The organism is Skermanella stibiiresistens SB22, from assembly GCF_000576635.1.
Lineage (GTDB): Bacteria > Pseudomonadota > Alphaproteobacteria > Azospirillales > Azospirillaceae > Skermanella > Skermanella stibiiresistens.
Map to the genome: position 1 here is coordinate 36,350 of NZ_AVFL01000032.1, position 14,824 is coordinate 51,173.

General features: G+C 65.4%; 16 protein-coding genes and 1 pseudogene. 8 read left to right on the top strand and 9 right to left on the bottom strand.

Annotated features, from left to right (window positions below; genetic code table 11):
• Positions 1-15 precede the first annotated feature (15 nt).
• The gene (locus N825_RS29180) at positions 16-1,047 is read right to left on the bottom strand and encodes a DUF2125 domain-containing protein (protein ID WP_037459648.1); all 1,032 of its coding nucleotides are present in this window, start codon (positions 1,045-1,047) and stop codon (positions 16-18) included.
• A 231-nt stretch (positions 1,048-1,278) separates the two neighbouring features.
• Between N825_RS29180 and N825_RS29185 the strand changes: the two genes are divergently transcribed.
• Both N825_RS29185 and N825_RS29190 read left to right on the top strand, forming a co-directional pair.
• Positions 1,279-1,872: a gamma-glutamylcyclotransferase gene (locus tag N825_RS29185; RefSeq protein ID WP_051513487.1), complete on the top strand. Its 594-nt coding sequence runs from the start codon at positions 1,279-1,281 to the stop codon at positions 1,870-1,872.
• Positions 1,873-1,975: 103 nt separating this feature from the next.
• Entirely contained in the window at positions 1,976-2,296 is a 321-nt protein-coding gene (locus N825_RS29190; RefSeq protein ID WP_037459713.1) for a DMT family transporter, read from the top strand.
• A gap of 122 nt (positions 2,297-2,418) precedes the next feature.
• On the opposite strand, the gene aqpZ is transcribed toward N825_RS29190, so the two are convergent.
• A complete protein-coding gene (gene aqpZ / locus N825_RS29195) occupies positions 2,419-3,156 on the bottom strand; it encodes an aquaporin Z (protein ID WP_037459715.1) in 738 nt (245 codons plus the stop codon).
• A 176-nt stretch (positions 3,157-3,332) separates the two neighbouring features.
• Entirely contained in the window at positions 3,333-4,214 is an 882-nt protein-coding gene (locus tag N825_RS29200) for a hypothetical protein (protein WP_157619614.1), read from the bottom strand.
• Positions 4,215-4,495: 281 nt separating this feature from the next.
• On the opposite strand from N825_RS29200, the gene N825_RS37110 reads away from it, so the two are divergent.
• From N825_RS37110 to N825_RS29215, 3 genes are all read left to right on the top strand, one after another.
• Complete coding sequence (locus tag N825_RS37110; protein ID WP_157619615.1) at positions 4,496-4,855, top strand: RT0821/Lpp0805 family surface protein; 360 nt, start codon at positions 4,496-4,498, stop codon at positions 4,853-4,855.
• Between the two features lie 96 nt (positions 4,856-4,951).
• The gene (locus N825_RS29210; RefSeq protein ID WP_051513471.1) at positions 4,952-5,518 is read left to right on the top strand and encodes a putative glycolipid-binding domain-containing protein; all 567 of its coding nucleotides are present in this window, start codon (positions 4,952-4,954) and stop codon (positions 5,516-5,518) included.
• Between the two features lie 143 nt (positions 5,519-5,661).
• Positions 5,662-6,507, top strand: a complete 846-nt coding sequence (locus N825_RS29215) for a hypothetical protein (RefSeq protein WP_051513474.1) — start codon at positions 5,662-5,664, stop codon at positions 6,505-6,507.
• Here the strand turns inward: N825_RS29215 and N825_RS29220 are convergent.
• From N825_RS29220 to ftsE, 6 genes are all read right to left on the bottom strand, one after another.
• Positions 6,489-8,807: an adenosylcobalamin-dependent ribonucleoside-diphosphate reductase gene (locus N825_RS29220; RefSeq protein WP_037459650.1), complete on the bottom strand. Its 2,319-nt coding sequence runs from the start codon at positions 8,805-8,807 to the stop codon at positions 6,489-6,491. The two genes, N825_RS29215 and N825_RS29220, sit on opposite strands and share 19 nt — an antisense overlap.
• Before the next feature lie 254 nt (positions 8,808-9,061).
• A complete protein-coding gene (locus N825_RS29225) occupies positions 9,062-9,838 on the bottom strand; it encodes a lysophospholipid acyltransferase family protein (protein ID WP_037459652.1) in 777 nt (258 codons plus the stop codon).
• Positions 9,839-9,900: 62 nt separating this feature from the next.
• The gene (locus tag N825_RS38185) at positions 9,901-10,773 is read right to left on the bottom strand and encodes a TrmH family RNA methyltransferase (protein WP_245613265.1); all 873 of its coding nucleotides are present in this window, start codon (positions 10,771-10,773) and stop codon (positions 9,901-9,903) included.
• A gap of 440 nt (positions 10,774-11,213) precedes the next feature.
• Positions 11,214-11,816, bottom strand: a complete 603-nt coding sequence (locus N825_RS39270; protein ID WP_157619616.1) for a YdcF family protein — start codon at positions 11,814-11,816, stop codon at positions 11,214-11,216.
• Positions 11,813-12,694: a cell division protein FtsX gene (locus N825_RS39275; RefSeq protein ID WP_037459653.1), complete on the bottom strand. Its 882-nt coding sequence runs from the start codon at positions 12,692-12,694 to the stop codon at positions 11,813-11,815. Before N825_RS39275 ends, N825_RS39270 begins: the two co-directional genes overlap by 4 nt.
• Positions 12,694-13,380 carry a cell division ATP-binding protein FtsE gene (gene ftsE / locus N825_RS29245; RefSeq protein ID WP_037459656.1) on the bottom strand — a complete coding sequence of 229 codons (687 nt, stop codon included), beginning with the start codon at positions 13,378-13,380 and terminating at the stop codon, positions 12,694-12,696. The genes N825_RS39275 and ftsE overlap by 1 nt, the downstream gene beginning before the upstream one ends.
• Positions 13,381-13,654: 274 nt before the next feature.
• Between ftsE and N825_RS41075 the strand changes: the two are divergent.
• The 3 genes and pseudogenes from N825_RS41075 to N825_RS29255 form a co-directional block, all read left to right on the top strand.
• Positions 13,655-13,756, top strand: a pseudogene (locus N825_RS41075) (MJ0042-type zinc finger domain-containing protein); the annotation flags it as partial.
• A gap of 24 nt (positions 13,757-13,780) precedes the next feature.
• Complete coding sequence (locus N825_RS29250; protein ID WP_051513475.1) at positions 13,781-14,323, top strand: DUF3426 domain-containing protein; 543 nt, start codon at positions 13,781-13,783, stop codon at positions 14,321-14,323.
• 110 nt (positions 14,324-14,433) lie between these two features.
• A complete protein-coding gene (locus N825_RS29255) occupies positions 14,434-14,820 on the top strand; it encodes a response regulator (RefSeq protein ID WP_037459658.1) in 387 nt (128 codons plus the stop codon).
• Positions 14,821-14,824 lie beyond the last annotated feature (4 nt).

Here is a 14,824-nt window from a genome sequence, read left to right on the forward strand (position 1 = left end):
GCCGGCTTCGGCGGATCACTCCCAAGCGATCCGGGGGATTCTGACCAATCGGATCGGGCCAAAGTAGAGCCAGCCGTCCTGGGCCGTGAGCGACGCGTCGACGATCGGCTGGTTGTCGGGAGTGGCGCGGCGCGACAGCAGTGTCAGCGCCATCTTCGCCATGGCGGCGTCGCCGGGCCGCATCACGCCGGCGCTGGCGAGGCTGTCCATCGTCGGATTGACGCCTTCCACCGCCGCGCTGAGCGTGCCGATCGGCTGGAGGTCTCGGTCGAATGCCAGGGTGCCCTGACCGCCCAGGCGGAGCGGACCCCAGGCCAGACCCAGCGAATCGATCTCGATGGTGCCGCCGCTCTCGCTCCAAGCTGCGATTGCCGGCGGGCGCAGGCGGTCGGGGACGATACCCTTGACCCGCGCGGCGATCGACACGGTGTCGATATCACCCTTGAACGGCGTCTTGATCGTCGGGGGTAGTCGCACACCGGAAAGGGTGGCGTCGATCGTCAGCGCCGTCGCGGTGTGATCGGTTGGAACGGCCTCGGGAAAGGCCCCGCGAACCCGCGCCTGGGCCAGCGAGGCCTGCTGTCCATCGGGCAGGGTGACCGTGGCGTCGGCCAAGTCGGCCGACGCGGTCTTGATCGCGCCGGAGAGGTCGACACCGATCACGCCGCTCGCTCCCGATGGAGCCTTGACCGCCAGCGTCGGTCCGCCGCCGGCTGGCGCCAGACTGGCCGTTTGGGCGCCGAGGAGTTCGAAACCGATCACCAGAGGGTACCAGGGACGGGCGTGGGCGACCACCGCGGGTGCGCTCCATTCGAAGCCGTCCGCGCGGCGAACCGTGACATCGGTCGCCTTGGCGGTGACCGATAGGGGAAAGCCTGAGATTTCCGGGGCCTTGTAATCGATCAGGGCCGCTTCGGCGCGCTGCGCCGCCGCCCAATCGGCCACGCCGTCGCGGACCCGCCCGGCCAGATAGAACCACCAGGCGGTATAGCCGGCGATCACGAGGCCAAGCAGGACCGTGAACAGGAGGAAGGGCTTGGCGCGCATAGGTGAACCTCGATCGGTTGGGTGCGGACTTATACCGGGTCGTGCCGATCGCGGTCGAGGGCTGGTTCGAACTGTGTTAGCGTGGTGCTAGTTAGCGTGGCGACAGCGGCGAGGAGACACTATCTGTCGATCATGTCCGCCGAAGATTCATATCGCGGTGAGGTCGCCGAGGATGGGACCGCCACCGAAGACGTTTCCACCGCCGGAGAGCCAGTCACCAGCGAACCCCTGATGGTATTCGCTCCGTCCGAGGCACGCTCGTTTCCCAGGATCGAGGTGCCGCCTGGATCGGATCTGTGGGTTTTCGGCTATGGCTCGCTGATGTGGAACCCGGAATTCCCGCATGTGGAGCGCCGGCAGGCGCTGCTGCGGGGATATCACCGCAGGTTCTGCGTCTATTCCCATCGCTACCGCGGCACGCCGGATCAGCCGGGGCTGGTGCTGGGATTGGATCGGGGCGGCTCCTGCCGAGGCATGGTCTTCCGGGTCGAGGCCGCCGCCGTGGACGAGGCGCTGGACTACCTGTGGGAGCGGGAGATGGTCAGCGGCGTCTATTGCCCCAAGATGCTCCGGATGCGCACCAAGGCCGGCACCGTGTCGGCGTGCACCTTCGTGGCCGACCGTGCCCATCGGCAATACTGCGGCGACCTGGGGCTCCGCGATGTCGTGCGACACATCCGGCAGGGCATCGGCGAGCGGGGGCCGAACCTGGAATACCTCGCCAACACGGTCGGTCATCTGCGGGAACTGGGCTTCGTCGACCAGGGGCTGGAGCGCTTGCTGGAAGACGTGCGCCGGTTGACCGAGCCACCCGCGGGACCTTGAAACCTGGGGTTCGACCGCCATCTGAAGGGTCGCGGGGACGACCCCGCGTTCTCCATACGACAATCGGCCGGGACGACCCAGCCACGGACTTAAGAGGTCTGTGATGGCTTGGATATACTTGTTTTTAGCCGGCGTCTTCGAGATCGGCTGGGCGTTGGGACTGAAGCAAACCGCCGGCTTTACCCGCGTCGTACCCAGTGTGTTGACGATTGGCGCCATGGCGATCAGCCTGGGACTGCTCGGTTTGGCGCTGCGGACGCTTCCCCTCGGCACCGCCTATGCGATCTGGACGGGGATCGGCACGTTGGGGACAGTCGCCGCCGGCATCCTCCTCCATGGCGAACCGGCGACCGCGCTACGCCTTGGATGCGTGGCCCTGATCGTGACCGGCATCGTCGGGTTGAAGCTCGCGTCGAGCCCCTGAAGCCGCCGATCACGAACACGGGTGGTCCAGCGTAAACCGCCCGAGCGACGTCCAAATCCCCGGCTACCCGCGCTTCCGCGCCTTGTGCGCCGATCACAAGGCGTCGGAGGCGCTGACGCCGCTCAGCGCGCCGGCTCGCCGGTGATGGCGGGCTTCACCATCGATTCCTCCGCCGACAGCGCGCGATACGCCAGACCCCCCAGGACGCCGCCAATCAGCGGCGCCACCCAGAACATCCAAAGCTGCTGCAAGGCGAGGCCACCCATGATCAGAGCCGGTCCGGTACTGCGGGCGGGATTGACGCTGGTGTTGGTGACCGGGATGCTGATCAGGTGGATGAGGGTGAGCGCCAAGCCGATGGCGAGCGGCGCGAATCCGGCGGGAGCCTTGGTGTCGGTCGAACCCAGGATGACGATCAGGAAACCGAAGGTCAGGATGATCTCGATCAGCATGCCGGACGCCATGGTGTAGCCGCCCGGCGACGCCGCGCCGAAGCCGTTCGCGGCCAAGCCCTTGACCGCCAGATCGTAGTCGGCCTTGCCGCTGGCCACGATGTACAGGGCGATCGCCGCGACGATGGCACCGGCGATCTGGGCGATGATGTACGGCAGTATGTCCTTCGTGGGAAAGCGCTTGGCGGCCCACAAGCCGATCGTCACCGCCGGGTTGAGGTGGCAGCCGCTGATGTGGCCTATCGAATAGGCCATGGTCAGGACGGTCAGCCCAAAGGCGAGTGAGACCCCGAGCAGTCCGATGCCGACCTCCGGAAAGGCGGCGGACAGCACGGCACTGCCACACCCACCAAAGACCAACCAGAAGGTGCCGAGGAATTCAGCGGAGGTTCGACGGAACTGCGACATGACGTTCTCCTGACATGACCCGAAGGGGCTGACCATCATCCGCGCCGTTCATCGCGCGCGGCAGGCAAGCTCTTGCACTGGTTGCGCGAGAGTAGGTGCGGAGCGCATCGCTGGAACGTAGTTTACGGTAATCTACGCGTTCATCCCGTTGCTTGAATTGACGTTTCGCCCGACTGTCACTCGGCGCGCGCCAAGTTTTCGACGATGCTGGCGGCGAAAGCGCCTTGGGTCTCCAGCACCGGCTCGGTGATCGGCCGATCGTATGCCTGGGTCCAAATGTATGTGCCATTGGCGGTATCCACCAAGCTGGCGGTGACACGTACGGTTCCGGCACTGGTTCGGACGCTGCCTGTCAGGACCGATGAGGGGCGCCTATCCCGCGCGTATTCGACGGCGCCCCGACCGAAAACCGCGACGGCCCCCTGACGTGTCAATGCCTGGGTCAATTCGTCCGCCATTCCAGCGGCGATCGCGGCGCTGCGATCATCGTTGGCCGGGGTGAAGGGCAGGATTTGGATCGAGGACCCGCCAAACATTTCCGTCATCCGGTCAGATCCGCCGAACGCGTGAGCCCCAATCATCAGACAGGCGATGACCGACACCATCGCCGCCACGCCGGCGACACCGCGCCGGCCGTTCGGCGGTGTCGCGGAACCGCTCGATTGAACGGGGACCGACTGGACTGGCCTGAGGGAGAAAGCCGGGACATAACCGCCCTTCGGCAGGTCGATCACGATGGGATCGTTCCGGCCCCCTGTTAGATAGTATCGCTCCAACCGTCGTCGCAGCTGACTGGCCTCGATGCGGACCAGGGGATCCGCTTGGGGATCGAACGTGTCATCGCGGTCGAGGGCGGAGGTCGCCACGGAGAAGGCCTTCAGGCGCTCCCCGCGCCCAGCCAGAGTTTCTTCGACAATGTAGGTCAGGAAGCGGCGACTGCGGTCGCATCGCTGGAAATCCTCCGAGATGGCGATACGCCGCAACTGCGCGCGGACAAGGTGTCCGGGTATCGGGCTCGAGTCCTCGAGACGGGATCTCGGCTGGTTCTCACGACTCATGGAAAGCGCCTCCTACCCGCCACGCGACGGGCATCGCCAAGACGTCAAGATATTCCTGTCTGACGACTGGTTCGATGCGGTCCGGCGTTATAGTACCTTTGAGTATGATCTTGCTCTTGAAAGATAGCCGTAACGTGGATCTTCATGGACTGGCGTCCGCTAAGAGCGCGGACAAGATGCTGACTGGATGATGACTGGCCGGAGCGCATAACAGGGCTTCGGATGGTCGATTTCATTTGTTCTCCTGAAATGGGTTCTGTTCACATTTGGAGGAAACAATCATGAAGACGCTGGCTTTGTTTGTTATCGCTATGGTGTCTCTGGTCGGCATCGGGGGAGCCGAGGCGCAATTGCTGTTCGGCAGCCGCTTGGGAGAGGCGCTTTATCAGGGCGATGACACCAAGCTCATCATGGGCATAGGCGCCGACATGCTACGCAACGCGCCCGATGGCGAGTCCCGCCCATGGTCCAATCCCCAGACGGGCCACGGAGGGACCATCACCATGATACGCAGCTACCAGCGCGATGGCCTGCCATGCCGCGACGCCCGCGTCAGCAGCGTTCTGGGGCAGCGCGATGTCACCTATGTGCTGCCCGTGTGCCGTGTCGCGGATGGAACGTGGAAGTTCGTCGCCCGATGACGCGCCGATGAGGGAAGGGGCCTCCCAGGCGATGCCATCCGACCCATATTCGAGGCGGTCGAGGTATCCGCGGACGAGCGAGGATGAGGTTTGAGCATGGCTGACGAACACACGATCGTCGCGCGCTGGCGCGATTGGGCGGGCGAAGGACTGGAGCACCTCATCCTCCAGGTGGGCGTGAGCGGCATCGTGGCGGAGGCCACCGTCATCGGCACCGACGATGGTGGCGGCCCCTTCGCCTTGACCTACCGGATCTCCTGCGATCCGAAGTGGTGCGTCAGGACGCTGGAGGTCCTGCCCCTGGGCGCGGCCCAGCCGCTGCACATCGCCAGTGACGGCGCCGGTGCCTGGACGACGGGAACCGGAAATCCCCTCCCCATCCTGAATGGGGCGATCGATGTCGATATCCAGGTGACACCCTTCACCAACACGCTTCCCATCCGCAGGCTTGGCTTGGGGAAAGGTGAAAGCGCCGAGATCGTGGTGGCCTATGTGTCACTTCCCGACCTGTCGGTCACGGCCGATCGTCAACGCTACACCTGCCTGGAGTTGGGACGGCGTTATCGCTACGATTCGGTGGACGGGGACTTCAGCCGGGAGATCGAGATCGATGGCGACGGACTGGTCATCGAGTATCCCGGCCTGTTCCGGCGCGTCCTGTGAGCATTTATGGCTGGTCGAGCGGGTTTTTGACAAGGCGAGGGATCGACATATCTTCCTGTCGGATGTGATCAGGGGAAAAAATATCCAGGGCGGAGGTCGTGTTGGCATCGCTTGTGATTTCGGTCGAACCGACGTGCGGAGGGTTGGCCGATGATCGGATCCTGGAGCATCTCGACCAAATCTGCTCGACCGAGGAATTCAGGAAAGCCACGCGCAGCCGGAACTTCCTCCGTTACGTCGTCAACGAGACCTTGGCCGGTCGAACCGACCGGATAAAGGCCTACGCGATCGCGGTTTCCGTGCTGGGGCGTGACGAGAGTTTCGATCCACAAGTCGATCCCATCGTGCGGATCGAAGCCGGTCAGTTGCGACGGCGATTGGAACGCTACTACCTGACGGAAGGATCGGCATCCACTCTGAGGATCGAACTGCCGAAAGGATCCTATGTGCCCGTCTTCGCCCGGGTGCCATCGGCCGGCACCGTGATCCCGGCGGCGGTCATCGTGGAGCCCGACACCTTTTACGGCAAGCGGATGCGGTGGACGTTGCCGGGAGCGGTCCTCGCCAGCGCCGGTCTCGCGTGGGCTTTGCTGATCGGCGGGCCCCGGGCCGCCATGAACGCCGTTCCAACAATGCAGGTCAACGCGTTCATCCCGGTGGACGCGTCCAGCGCGGATTTGGCTTCCGGTCTCCAGGACGAGGTCAGGCGCACCCTGTTGGGTAGCCGCCGCCTGATGGTGGTCGACAAGCGGCACGCGGTGAGCAGGGCGGCGCCGGACTTCATCATGGAGGGCAGCGTGCGCTTGGTCGACGGGCGCATTCGGGTCAACGCCCGTGTGATCGACACGCGCACCGCCACCTATGTCTGGGCGCGTGGCTATGATGGCGCCGAAGGAGACGTTTCCGTGCTGGAGGATCAAACGCGGATCGCCAGCGATATCGTCCGACAGGTGGCGCTAAGCCCCCGCGATCAGGAACACTTCGAGTAGCCGCAGTTGGAGCACTGATCACAGCCCTCCTGCCGGATCAGCCCCGGTTGACCACATTGCGGGCACTGACGCAACCGAGGGGCGGGCGAGCCGGCGAATGCGGACGGCGGCTCCCCCACCATGCGGCGGGTCCGCACCGAGGCTCCCACTTCCCCGTCACCATCCTCGGGCAGGAATCCAATGCCGATCATGTGCCGCTCGATCACCTCGCCGATCGCCGCCAGGAGCGAGGGGACGTAGCGGCCGTTCACCCACTGACCGCCGCGCGGGTCGAACACGGCCTTCAACTCCTCGACGACGAAGGCGATGTCGCCGCCGCGCCGAAACACCGCGCTGATCATGCGGGTCAGCGCCACGGTCCAGGCATAGTGCTCCATGTTCTTCGAGTTGATGAAGACCTCGAACGGCCGCCGCCTGCCATCCTGGATGATGTCGTTCAACGTGATGTAGAGGGCGTGGTCACTCTCCGGCCAACGCACCTTGTAGGTCTGGCCAGGCAGGACATCCGGGCGGTCGAGCGGCTGCGTCATGTAGACGACGGCGCTGGCCGGAGCGCCCACGGGGTCCACCTTCGGCTCGGGTCTGGGCTCGACCTTCGGCTCAGGCTTCTTGAGCGAGAGGACGGACCCGGTGACGTCGTTCGGCCGATAGGTCGTGCAGCCCTTGCAGCCCAGATCATAGGCCTGCGTGTAGACATCCTTGAACGCCTCGAACGGTAGGTCCTCCGGACAATTGATCGTCTTGGAGATGCTGCTGTCGATGTACTTTTGGGCGACGGCCTGCATCACGACGTGCGCTCCCGGCGCCAGGGATTGGACATCGACGAAGTAGTCGGGCAGGGGCGCCTCGTCGCCGAAGGTTTTTCGGAACAGGCGATAGGCGTGATCGGAAACCTCCTCCTTTCGGCGCGATCCATCGGGCATCAGGACATTGCGCTCGTAGGCGTAGGCGAACACCGGCTCGATGCCGGATGAGATGTTGTCGGCGAACAGCGAGATCGTTCCGGTCGGGGCGATCGAGGTCAGCAACGCGTTCCGCAGCCCGTGCTTGGCGATGGCGCCGCGGACATCGGCATCCAAGGTCAGCGCGTTGGCGCCCGCCAGGAACTTCTCCGCGTCGAACAGCGGAAAGGAGCCCTTTTCCGCCGCCAGTTCGGTGGACGCCAGATAGGCGTGACGGCGCAGCGCCGCCAGCCACGCTTCGGTCAGGGCCACCGCCTGTTCGCTGCCGTAGCGCGCGCGGCACAGGATGAGCGCGTCGGCCAGTCCCGTGACACCCAAGCCGATCCGTCGCTTCGCCTTGGCTTCGGCCAACTGCTCCGGCAACGGAAAACGCGACGCGTCGACGACGTTGTCCATCATCCGGACGGCGAGCGGCACCAGGTCGGCCAGCCTCTCCATGTCCAACCGGGCGGACCCGGTGAAGGGATCGCGCACGAGTGCGGCGAGGTTGATCGAGCCCAGCAGGCAGGCCCCATAGGGCGGAAGCGGCTGCTCGCCACAGGGATTGGTCGCGGAGATATCTTCCGCGTACCACAGGTTGTTTCGCTGGTTGATCCGGTCGATGAAGATCACGCCGGGCTCGGCATACTCGTAGGTCGCCCGCATGATGCGGTCCCACAGGTCGCGCGCCTGGACGGTCTTGAACACCGCGCCGCCGAAGGTCAGCGACCAAGCGTCATCCTGCCGGACCGCGGCCATGAAAGCGTCGGTCACCAGGACGGACAGATTGAACATCCGAAGTCGTCCGGCCTCGCGTTTGGCCTCGATGAACGACTCGATATCGGGATGATCGCATCTCAGCGTCGCCATCATGGCGCCACGGCGGTGACCGGCGCTCATGATGGTGCGGCACATGGCGTCCCAGACGTCCATGAACGACAGGGGACCGGACGCGTCGGCCCCGACACCCAGCACGGGAGCGCCCTTGGGGCGGAGCGTCGAGAAGTCGTAGCCGATGCCGCCGCCCTGCTGCATCGTCAGGGCGGCCTCGCGCAGGCTGGCGAAGATGCCGCCCATGTCATCGGGGATGGTGCCCATGACGAAGCAATTGAACAGGGTCACCGTGCGTCCGGTGCCGGCGCCGGCCAGGATGCGGCCAGCGGGAAGGAACTGATGATCGGCAAGGGCGCCAGCGAATCGGGATGTCCATGACTCGGGATCGTTTTCCGGTTCGGCGAGGGCCCGGGCGACGCGCGTCCATGTGTCGCCGATCGTTTTGTCCACAGGCTGCCCATCAAGCAGCTTCAACCGGTATTTCATATCCCAGATCTGCTGGGATATGGCTGCCACCGAAGTCATTCCGCTCTCCGTCCGTCGCCACATCCTCAATCGATCAGACCGTCAAACACTTCCATCAACAAGCGATTTCGCGGGTCGGTCATGCGCGTAGCCGAAAGTCAGGGGTGCGGCCCAACACTCCCGATCCCCGATTGTACCACATTTGTTCTTTTTCGGATCGTGAGTCGGTAGTGGGACAGGAGCCTGTGACGAAGGGCTTCAGGCGCGGCGTCCGACCCTAAGCTTCCACAGAGTTTTCCACAGGCTGAAAAATGTCACGGGACCGTCGCGGCGGCGTCCTCACGCGGAACCTTGACGGGCCGTTCGGTTGGTGGTCCGCCCGCTTCCATCACCAAGCGGTCTGTTGCCGCCTCCAGCTTGTTCTCCAACTCGGCCAACACGGCATCTCGGCCGAGGCCAGGCTCGATCGGCGGCAGAAACTCGACCACGATCTTGCCGGCGTGCTTCTTGAAGCTCCGGCGCGCCCAATAGACACCCGAGTTGAGGGCCATTGGAACGATCGGCACGTCAAGATCACGGTAGAGCACGGCGACGCCCACCCGGTAGGGCAGGTAACGGCCAACGGCGGTCCTGGTTCCCTGCGGAAAGATGACGATCGGCCGACCTTCCGATTTAACCCGCTCGGCGCCCTCGACCATCGACGCGATGGCGCGTCCGCGGGCACTCCGATCCACCGAGATCATCCGCGCCTTGGCGGCGTACCAGCCCCAGATCGGCACGAACAGAAGCTCGCGCTTGAGGATGACGGCGGGATCTTCAATCAGCAGGTGCAGCTTCATGGTCTCCCAGGCGGACTGATGTTTGGCCGCCAGGATGAAGCATCCGCTCTTCGGCAGGTTCTCCCGGCCGCGCACCTCGTAGTCCAGGCCCAGGATCGTCCGTTCCAGGAAATGGATGGTGCCCATGTACCATGTGACGACGCGCACCATCTGGCGGCGCGGCAGCAGCAGCATCCAAAGCAGGCCGATACAGGCGACCGTCGTCCAGCTGAAGAACGCGATATTGAACAGAAGCGAGCGGACGGCGGTCATGGAACCATGGAGTGGAGGAGGGTGGTGAGGATGCGGATACGGATACCGATGAGCGGTCCCTTCTAGCCCGCTTCGGAACCGGATACCAGTCCGGCATTCCGACCTTGACGCCGCGGGGGATTGGCCAAGTCGTGGATCAGGATGGCCGCCGTGGCGGCGACGTTCAACGACTGCACCTTGCCCGAGCCAGCCAGGGTGACGATCCCCTCGCAGGCGTTCAGTGTCTCACGGCCCAGCCCTTCCTCCTCGTTGCCCAGGATCAGGGCGATGGGACGCCGGTCATCGGACCGGTGAAGCGACTGTTGGCCGCGGCCGAGGGCCGTGCCAAGGACCCGGTAACTCGCCGCCAGCTGTTTCAGGACTTGGGCGAAGCCGCTGGCGCGATGGATCTTGACGTGCTCCATGCCACCCTCGGCGACACGGTAGCTGGCTTCCGATGGCGCGGCCTGTGCGGGATGGTCGGAGATCACGATCCGGTCCAAACCGAAGAAAGCCGCGGTGCGGACGATGGCGCCAAGATTGTGCGGGTTGCCGATGCCATCCAGCAGCAGCAGGGGCTTGCCCTCCGCCGCCCAGCGAGCCGCTTCGGCGGGGTCGAAGGCGGGGATGTGGCGGGGACGCGTGACGGCGACCACTCCACCGTGCAGCACGGTGCCGGCGACACGGGCCAGTTCCTCGGTGTCGACTTGACGGAATGGCTTTCGCGCCTTGCCGAGTTCACGGCAGAAGCCAGCCAAGGCGGCGGCGTTGCGGGCGTCGAAGAACAAGCGTTCCACCAGCCTGCCATTGTGCTCGAGCAAGGCCGAAACCGCCGGCAAACCGGTGATCCGCAGCGACTTCTCATGAGACGCCTCGGTCCGTCGGGCATCCTCGGGACGATCGTGCAGTTCCGGAGGCTCGTTGCGCTGCGGGCGTTGCGTTTGTCCTGGACGCACGGGCCGGTCGGGACGTCCCGGACGTTCGGGGCGCTGCGAGCGCTGGGATTTCGACGTGGGTTGCGCCCTGTCGGGACGTTGCGGTCTCTCGGATCGCTGTGTTCTCTCAGGCCGCTCGGGCGCATCGGAATTCCGGGGGCGATCCTCGCGCTCCGGTCTGGCGGTGTTCTTGGGCCGGCCGGAGGCGGAGGGCCGGTCCGGATGCCCGGGTGTATCCGTCCGCGTGGGGCGTTCCGCGCGCGCCGGCTTCCCCGCGCGGGGCGGCATGCCCATGCGCTCGTCCTTGCCGGGCCGCTGGCGTCGCGCGGGGCGATCGGGACCGTCCGCGTTGGTGGGCGGACCGCCGGGCTTCGTCCGGGGCGTGGCCGGACGTTTGCCGGGAGGAGAGGGCGGACGGGGTGGTTTGGGCATGATACAGGGTCAATCCGGTCGGCGCGCCATCAAGAAAGCAGCGAGTGGCGCGCCAGGGTGAAGAGGTACTTGTTGTATTCGTTGACGATCAACGCCAGCGTTCCGGGCCAACGCCACCAGTCTCGGAGCTTGACCGCGTCCGGTGCGACGGGATGCGGTACCACATCGACACGCGGCATGGCCATGTCGAACTCCAGCAGGCTGCGGCGCATATGGTAGTTGGACGTCACCAGCCGCAATGAATGATAATCGCGGCTGGCCATCCAGGCCGCCGTCTCCGCCGCGTTGCCGACGGTGTCCCCGGCTTCGTAGCCAAGCACGATACAGCATTCCAGCGTGTCCGGGTCCAATTTCGCGGCGCGCAGCACTTCGCGAAGCTCGACGCCCTGATGGACGCCGGACACGAACAGCGTGTGCCCCAAACCCTTGGCCAGGAGCTGCACGCCGGTGCTGACCCGTTCGCTGCCTCCCGTCAGCACGACGATGGCATCGGTCGCCCTGTCGGCCCAACCTTCCTCCCTGGGAATCGTCTGGGCGAACCAGATCAACCCACCGAACCAACCGAGCAGAGCCAGACCGGCCAGGAAAACCGGGGGCAGCAGCACGCGCGCCACGCGCCGCGCCAGGATCAAGGCAAGCGCGCCAGGGCGCGGGAGACGGTGACGCGGGCCGTCACGGCGGCCAGCCCCGCGGCGCAGACGGGTACCAGCGCCAGCGCGACCAACTGGAACTGGCCAAGCGCCATGTCGGGCAGTAGCCCGGCCGCGTATTCCCCACCGGCATGCCTCAGCCCCAGCAGGGTCGCCGCCGCCAGCACGGTCCCGATGATGCCGCCGCGGATCGCGAGCCCCAGCACGTGGCTTTGGAACTGCCTGGCCACGTAGCGGTCGGGAGCGCCCATCACGTGCAGCAATTCGACCACTGGACCATGGATCGCCAAGCCGGCGCGCGAAACGAAGATCACCGTCGCGACGGCCGCGCCGCCGACCAAGGCCACGACTCCCAGCGCCACCGCCTCGACGGCGCGGGCGATCGCCAGCAGATCCTTCAGCCATGCGGCGTGATCATCCAACTCGGCGCCCGGCACCGCCGCCTGGAGCCGCTGGGCCAATCCCCTCATGTCGATCCTGCCACCCGCCAGCGTCACGTCGATCATGGCCGGGATCGGGAGGTCGGCGTTGAGCGCGCCAGTGCCAAGCCACGGCTCCAGCAGCGTTTGGAGATCCTGTCGCGGCAGCGCCTCGGCCCTGGCGATGCCCGGCGTGGCTCTTAGAACCGCCAACGCGGTGTTGACGCGGTCGCCGAGCGGCGGCGTCTGGTTGGGCAGGGGAGCGACCTGGACGGTCAGGGTGCCGGCGAGACCGCGGTCCCAGCGCCGCGCCATGTCGGACAGGACCATGGAGCCCGCCATGGCGAGCATCGCCAGATAGACCATCAGCGCGATGATCCAGGGCAGGAACTTGCCGGTGACGTCGCGCTGCAGCGGCAGATCGTAGTGGGTGCGGAACATCAGGCTATCCGGGTCGCGCCGCCGCCTCGCGGCAGGTGCTGGAGCATGCCCTTGTCGAGCACCATGCGGGCGTAGCCGAACCGCTCGATCATCATCTCGTTGTGGGTGGCGATCACGATGGTCGTGCCGAGCTTGTTCAGTTCCTCGAATAGATGCAGCAGCCGCATGCCGATCCTGTCATCCACGTTGCCGGTCGGCTCGTCGGCGAGCAGTAGGCTGGGCCGCGTGATGACCGCGCGCGCGATGGCGATTCGCTGTTGCTGGCCGCCCGACAGGGTCGCCGGCTTGTCGTTGAGATGATCGCCCAACCCGACCCAGCTGAGCAGTTCCGCCACATGCTCCTTGACCTGCGATTCGCGGGCGCCAGCCACGCGGAGAGGCAACGCGACGTTGTCGAGCGCTGAAAGGTGGTCGAGTAGGCGGAAGTTCTGGAAGACGACACCGATTCGGCGGCGCAGCGGCGGCAGCTCACCCCGCTTCAACGACGCGACGTCGTGCCCGAACATGGTGACGAGCCCCCTGGACGGGCGATGCGCCAGATACATCAGGCGCAGCAGGGATGATTTGCCGGCGCCGCTGGCCCCGGTCAGGAAGTGGAACGTGCCTGGTTCCAGCGTGAAGCTGACGTCACGCAGCACCTCCGGCCCATTGCCGTAGCGCATGCCGACATTCTCGAAACGAATCAAATCCTCGAACCTTGCTGTCCTCGTACCCTGTCGGCCGTTAAACGCGCCAACCCTGAACGGCGGTGATTTCCGCACCGCGAACGGCGCGCAGCATCGCACGCAACGCCCGAACGCGTCTATACCAGCGGCCAGCCGACGCCAACCACCGGCGTATCCATCGGAACGGGAGCGACTGGAAAGACGCTTCCGGTGAGGCGGCAAGCCCTCGACTTGCTTAATACCTCCTTAGTTTCTATAAGACATCCTGCAATTCCACGGTTTCCGCACAGCGTTTATGATCCTCACCTGCCCGGCCTGCTCAACCCGCTATCTGGTCGATCCCGCATCCCTGGGCAGGGACGGGCGGATGGTGAGGTGCGCCAAGTGTGAACATAGCTGGATGCAACGGCCTCCGGTCGATATGCCGAAGCCCGTGGATCTGGCGCCGCCGCCCGAGGAGATCGAGGTCAAGCCGATGCCGGCGGGCTCGAACCTGCCGGCGATCCGAAAACCGCCACCACCGAAGTCCAAGAAGCCGCTGCTGTTCACCACACTCGCGGCGGTGGTCCTGCTGTTGGTTGGCGGCCTGTTCATGCGGCAGGAGATCGCGGAGATCTGGCCACCATCGGCGCGGTTGTTCGAAGCCGTCGGTTTGCCGGTCGAGGCGCTGGGCGCCGGTCTGCAATTGCAGAACGTCCGGTCGGAAAAGCGCGTGGAGGACGGACTGACCGTGCTGGTGATCGAGGGTCAGATCGTCAACATCTCCGACAAGGAGCGGCCGGTGCCGCCGCTCCGCGCCGTGACGCTGGGTCCGGACAAGTCGCCGGTGGGCGACTGGACCTTCACGGCGTCGCACGAGACCCTGCTGCCGGGCGAGATCGCCACCTTCACCAGCCAGATGCGCGAACCGCCGGGCGTGATCACCGAAATCGCCATCACCTTCCAACCCGGTGGCGGCGGCTGAACTACTCCGGGCGCGGATATCGGCACCGCACCGGCGTCATGGACCATCGAACGCCATCCCGGCTAATCTGCGTGTGGGATCGAAACGATCAGTCGCGGGTTTAGCAATCGATGAGCCAGTATTCACGAGTTTCCGGGGCTCGCGTCCTCGTCGCCGAGGACGATCCCGCGGTGCGCGTCTTCATCACGCGGGCTCTGAGCCATGACGGTTTCCAGGTCACCAATGTCGAGGATGGCCAGCAGGCCTTGCAGGCGCTGGAGATCGAACAATACGACCTGCTGGTCGCCGACATCGTCATGCCTGTCGTGGATGGCATCACGCTGGCGCTGAGCGCCTCCAAGAGCCAGCCGAACATCAGGATCCTTCTGATCACCGGCTATCCGGCCGAGCACACGCGCGCGCACAACCTGGACGCCTTGATCCACGCCGTGATCCCGAAGCCATTCAGCCTGCAGGATATCCGCTCGGCCGCGCGGGAGGCGCTCGGGGCGGAATAGCCGG